Raw genomic sequence first — 5,515 nt, 5'->3', positions numbered from 1 at the left:
TAATTTGTCATTAAAGCTCCTCCCATTCTAACATTTTTTGAAAGTTAATCTGTTGAAGAGCTCCTTTTACTCATTGGTCGCAAGTATATTAGTTGTTTAATCTATTTAATAAATAATTTGTCATGCCAAGCGCAAAATATTTTATTAGAGGAGTATCGCTTTTTTCATGTTCGCATTGAACAATTGTTGAAACATATTCAATTTGTTGCTCCTGTGTTGTTATTTCTGGAAAAATTGGAGGGCAGTTATTTGACATTAATACAGCACCTATAATTATACGACACACTCTGCCATTGCCATCAGCAAAAGGATGTATTTCATTTAAAAATTTATTATGAAAATAAACGATTGCTGTTAGCAAATGTTTTTCATAATTTGTATTATCAATATTTTCTAATCTTGCATTAAACAAGTTTAGATAACTTGCCATAATAAATTCTAAATTGTAATGTGGAGCGTACTCCTTATTTTCAAAAAAAGGCTCTCGAGCCCCTACAGTGGGAACGTTACGATAATTCCCAACCAATTCAGGTTTAAAATCAGTTTCCCATGCTAATGGAGAGCTCATTAAAGAACCATGTATATTTTTAATGACTTCTTCTGTAAGTTCAAAATTTTCTAAATCTTCCAAAAGGTTTTTCAAAACTGATTGGTGTTCTGAAATGCCCAGTAAAGAATCTAAATTAATACCACGAACACTTTCATTATTTAAAAATCGAATAGTATCCCCATATTGAAGCTTAGAATCTTCAACTCTTGCAGAATAAAAAGAATAATCATTGACTAATGAATCCTTAAACTCCCCTGACCATTTATCTCTAGGGAATTTTTCTTGAAATTTTAAAAGCGCTGAATTAAAGTTTAATAAATAGTCTGGAAGCATAGACTAAATTTATCCGTTATACTTATCAAACATAAAACGTGTCCACTTTTTCACATCATGAGGATACGCAAATAAAGTGTTGTCTTTTTTTAAAAAAGTCTTTCCAAAGAAGAATAGTTGAAAATCTGTTTTAAAGGTACTAGGTATTGTATCAACAGCAACAAGATCTTTTGTAGTTGATAAATTCTTTAATATAATTATGTCTTGTCTAGTAACTAACATTTTACAAAGGTATTAAATACTTTAATACATACAACACTAACATTGATTCTTTCAACAGACTCTATCTTGTACTAGATTACCTCATGTAAATCAATATTCTGCTTCTACTATTTTCTTAGCAAGCTTCTCGTATTACACGTATTATTCCAAATTTTAATATCTGCATTCTTATAAAAAATGATTAATAAGCTCTTTTTCTTATAACTTAGTTTAATTATAAAATCTACACCTAAAATAAAAACTATCCTTTTCAATTACCGTACAATCATCAAACCTATTGCTAATTGGTTGCTCCTCAGAAGAGCCAACATTCTCTTCAATTTGACAGTGTAATTTAATTAATCTAAAACGAAAAATCACCAACTATTTTTGACCACATTACCTAAAATAATAAAAACATAAAATGATTTAAAAAATATAAAAATACCGGTGATTATCGCCGTTATAACGTCATTTTTTAAAGTATATCAAATAATGTCTAGTCCTGAAAAAGTGGTACAGGAATTTTTTTAAAAAAATCCATTATTTCTAAATGAGTTTTGAAAAACTAAAAAACCACTCCATAACGAAGTGGTTTTTTTAGTTTTTATAATAGGCATCAATAAAAAAACATCATAATTTTGAGAATAATAAATACTGTTAAATTGATTAAACCCATTATTAACATTACTTTCGATCCCACAGACTAAACCCAAGTTCGAACATGCTTTTTGGTTTAATTCATAACTTTTATTAAATTTTTTGGTCGATTTCAAACCCGATAGTTTTTGCATAAGCATTTAAATCGATTGCAGCAACTGTTCCTATTGATTGTTGTAAGTATCTTGTGAGTTGCAGGAAAAATGTAACTAATGAGTTCTCTTTGTCACTAAAAGTAACACTTTCAAACTTTCTATTTAAATAATAGTCATTAATTCTTTTGTCAAAGTCTTTACTACTAATATCTTCCACACCATTATAGTTGACGTAAAAACTGCCGTAATCAACTGCACAACCCATTTCAATTGTTTGTAGGTCTTTTAGATTCTTCAAATGGCTTTCGATTGTATTGTTATTAGAATGAGTAAATGAATTAGTACTTGCTAATATACCCCCCACTATTTTTGTTAACGGACGAGCGGGCATTTCCACCCCAGCATTAATAATTTTGACGGAAGTCCTTTTTAAACATCTAACACTTTCAATTTTTTTACCAGCATAATCAAAAAAATTGTCATCTCCAACTTTACCTTGTAAGTCAGGTTTTACCTCAAAAACTGCATATACACCCTCGGCGGGAATGTAATGAATCCCATTTTGGGTAAACACAAAAGGCGTGTATTGTTGATCATAAATTACTAAGTCTAATTGATGGCTTAAGCTTCCGGTACTATCAATTATTATTGCTTTGTCAACACAATATCTATTAGGTAAATATTTTCTCAGCCATTCTATCCAAACATTTTCTAATGAATCTCCTTTTGAACCTGGATGCAAAATAAATTCCCGGTTTGTATTTAGTTGAGCAACCATTTGGTTTTGCAATCCACTAAATAAATCTCCAATTTTAATTTTATTACTCATATTTGTATATTTTATTTTTAAACTGAACATAGAAGCCAAGCTCCACTTTAGTTTTGTTGTAACCTATAATCAGCATTAATGGATTTTTAATTGATACTTCAGGATGATTTGCAATTGAATTAATGGCATTTACATCGGTGCTACTTGGTATTGGCAAATTATTGGGATGGGTATGCCATTCTCCAAGATAATATTTCTTGGGTTCTTCATCATAAAATTGTTTTAATCTATCATCTATGCCTATTGTGTCTCTCTCAAACAAATAAGGTGTCCCTTTAAATTTGTTTGGCAGAATTGTATCGGTTATTCTTAAGTGGGTTTGCTTATCTGAATAATTACCAATTAAAAAACCTCCAAATTCATTCGGGTAATGTTCTGTTCCAATGTCTATTAAACTGCATAATAAATCATCATCGATTTCCAGTGTTAGTCCTAACTCATTAATTCTATACATCAAAACTCATCTAATTTTATTGAAAACATATCGCTCTCTTCCGTTTTTAAAACAAAGTTTCTCAAACTTTTACTATCACTCAATTTCATGTTAATATGCCTAATAGCAAATTGAACCAATGTGTTAATATCATTATATGAAGCTTTGAAGGTTGGACTCCAACATCCAGTAGGGTTATGCAAATCTTCTAGCTCATTCCCCAAAACATTTTCATATTGATTCATTACCCAATTATAACTATTTGGTTCAACTGAACAGACAAGGTCTTTGGCATTATTGGTTATTGATAGGGTTATATAACTATTCAATTTAAGCTTACTCAATATATATAACAAATCGTTATCTGTGGAACAATCTATAATCATATCATAATGAAATAGTTGTTTTTGCAATTCAACATTAGTATTGTTTAATCCTTGGGCTATTTTTGAATCAACATGAAACATTATTGGATTAACTATTCCAACCTCAACAAAAGGAGATATCGATAATAATTCATTTGATAGATCATCTACTTTATTACAAATTCCTGTCAAAAATGAGTATTCTGATCTACATACATTTTCAGGCTCTTTAATATCATAATCAACTACATCAATACTTGTACAACCACATCTTACCAATGTTGTTGCAACTATACTGCCTATTGCGCCTATTCCAATAATAAGTACTTTGCTTTTAGTAATCTTTTCAGTTAATCTACCCCTACCAAAGAAATAGTCGTAGGAACAGTTCCTAGTGATACCCCATACAATATCTTCATCGACAAATCCACCTTTCCATACTTTGTTTTCTTTATAGGACTCAATTGGAAATTTCCCGATTTCCACAATAGCTACTTGCCAATGTATCTCTTTTTCGGATATTCTATAACCGATTAAAAAAGAAATTGGATTTCCACTTAGCTTTAAATTGGTTTTCTGAACATTATAAAGGAAACTATAAAGATTTTGATCAACTAAGCTTTCTAAATCTTCCCAATTATTTATAATAAACTTTCCATTCCTCGCTGGAGGATTATCTAAAAAAACATATATCCCAATGTCCTTATTAGGTAATTTCTTTATTGCACTGCTCCATTTGCATTCTACAATCTTTTTATTGTATGAATCTCTGAATTCCTGAATAACATTATTAAAAATAACCTTTTCATGATACAGTCCGTTATTAATTTTTGAATACTCGAAAAAACCAAATTGCTGATTGCTGAAAATATAGTCGACTTCAGTAAACAAAAAAGAAAAATGGTTACCCTTAAATTCTTTAGGCCGTAAAATCAAATGTTCATAATGCTTGTCATTATCTTTATTTAAATAATATTTCCAGATCCACCTTTTTAGTGAATTAATATCTATTTCAATTTTTTTCTTTAAATCGGTCTGGTGAGTGGTGTGCCTGCATATAGATCCGTCTCCCATCACATGACCATACTCTAGATAATCAGTATTGGAAAAAGTAATAGATTCAATATCCATTCTCTTTAACGGATATTCGGGGTAAATTATAACATCAAAAAATAAGCATTCTTCTGCTGAATCGATTGGGACTTTGATTTTTCCAACTATATTAAATTCTAAATCTGAACTAAATGGGGTCTCAACTATAATTCCATTTAGCTCAGAAAAAATTTGCTTGATTGTATTTAGTCTTTTGTCCTTCATTTAACCGAATCTTTCATTTTTTGGTGGATTGGAATAAAATCCATTTCCTTTGTTTTCATATTTGCTATCGCTTTCTTCTTCCTCTAGAAATTTTGAATTTTCAGGAAAATAAGTTTTGATATTCTCGTCATTATCCTCAATTCTTTCAAGCATATACTTCATATCGTCAGATAAGGTCTGTCTCTCTGATGTTGTTAAGGTATCGATTAAATCGTTAGAACCATTTCCTGGATCTTTCAATGCAAAACTTTCGCCTGTAACTTCGTCACGGATATATTGCAATACGGTTTCTAATTTACTCCAAAAATTTCCCGATATATTCTTATTATCAAAAGCTTTAATTGTAATCAATTCTAAAAAGAAGGATTTTACAGGGTAATTGTACTTAGTATTCTTCCAGACTTTAAGCAAACGAATGATCTTTCTAATGGAATCTTTTTCAGTAGTTGCCCTATCTTTAATACTCTTAATTTGAGCTTGTACATTGGTTTTAATTCTCTCACTTCCCTGGTCAAAGTTTCCATATTTGTAGTAAACATATAGATTAAGGTTTTCATCCTCTTTGTACTGATTTTGATTTAGTTCACGTCCTGGTACAACATCAATTTTTACAACATCCCCGTCATCATCTGCAAAAAATTCAATCCCAATTGAAACTTTTTGCTTCCTAACATTTGCTTCATCTTTGTATTTCTCATATAAAAAATCAAAAACATCTTCGTACATCTCCAT

At 30.1% G+C, this 5,515-nt stretch carries 5 protein-coding genes; all 5 read right to left on the bottom strand.

Going from position 1 to position 5,515, the window contains the following annotated elements:
- Positions 1-88 precede the first annotated feature (88 nt).
- Positions 89-883: a Fic family protein gene (locus tag VFS71_RS11510; RefSeq protein ID WP_326401406.1), complete on the bottom strand. Its 795-nt coding sequence runs from the start codon at positions 881-883 to the stop codon at positions 89-91.
- Positions 884-1,837: 954 nt separating this feature from the next.
- Positions 1,838-2,668 (bottom strand): DUF6602 domain-containing protein, encoded by an 831-nt coding sequence (locus tag VFS71_RS11505; protein ID WP_326401405.1) that lies wholly within the window; start codon positions 2,666-2,668, stop codon positions 1,838-1,840.
- Complete coding sequence (locus VFS71_RS11500; protein ID WP_326401404.1) at positions 2,661-3,122, bottom strand: Mov34/MPN/PAD-1 family protein; 462 nt, start codon at positions 3,120-3,122, stop codon at positions 2,661-2,663. Before VFS71_RS11500 ends, VFS71_RS11505 begins: the two co-directional genes overlap by 8 nt.
- Positions 3,122-4,783, bottom strand: a complete 1,662-nt coding sequence (locus VFS71_RS11495; RefSeq protein ID WP_326401403.1) for a ThiF family adenylyltransferase — start codon at positions 4,781-4,783, stop codon at positions 3,122-3,124. Before VFS71_RS11495 ends, VFS71_RS11500 begins: the two co-directional genes overlap by 1 nt.
- The coding region (locus VFS71_RS11490; protein ID WP_326401401.1) for a nucleotidyltransferase at positions 4,784-5,515 on the bottom strand (732 nt) is incomplete at its 5' end.

The sequence above is a fragment of the Flavobacterium sp. genome, assembly GCF_035760125.1.
Taxonomy (GTDB): Bacteria; Bacteroidota; Bacteroidia; order Flavobacteriales; family Flavobacteriaceae; genus Flavobacterium.
Note: the sequence above shows the minus strand (reverse complement) of the source record. Positions and strands in the feature narration are given on the sequence as shown.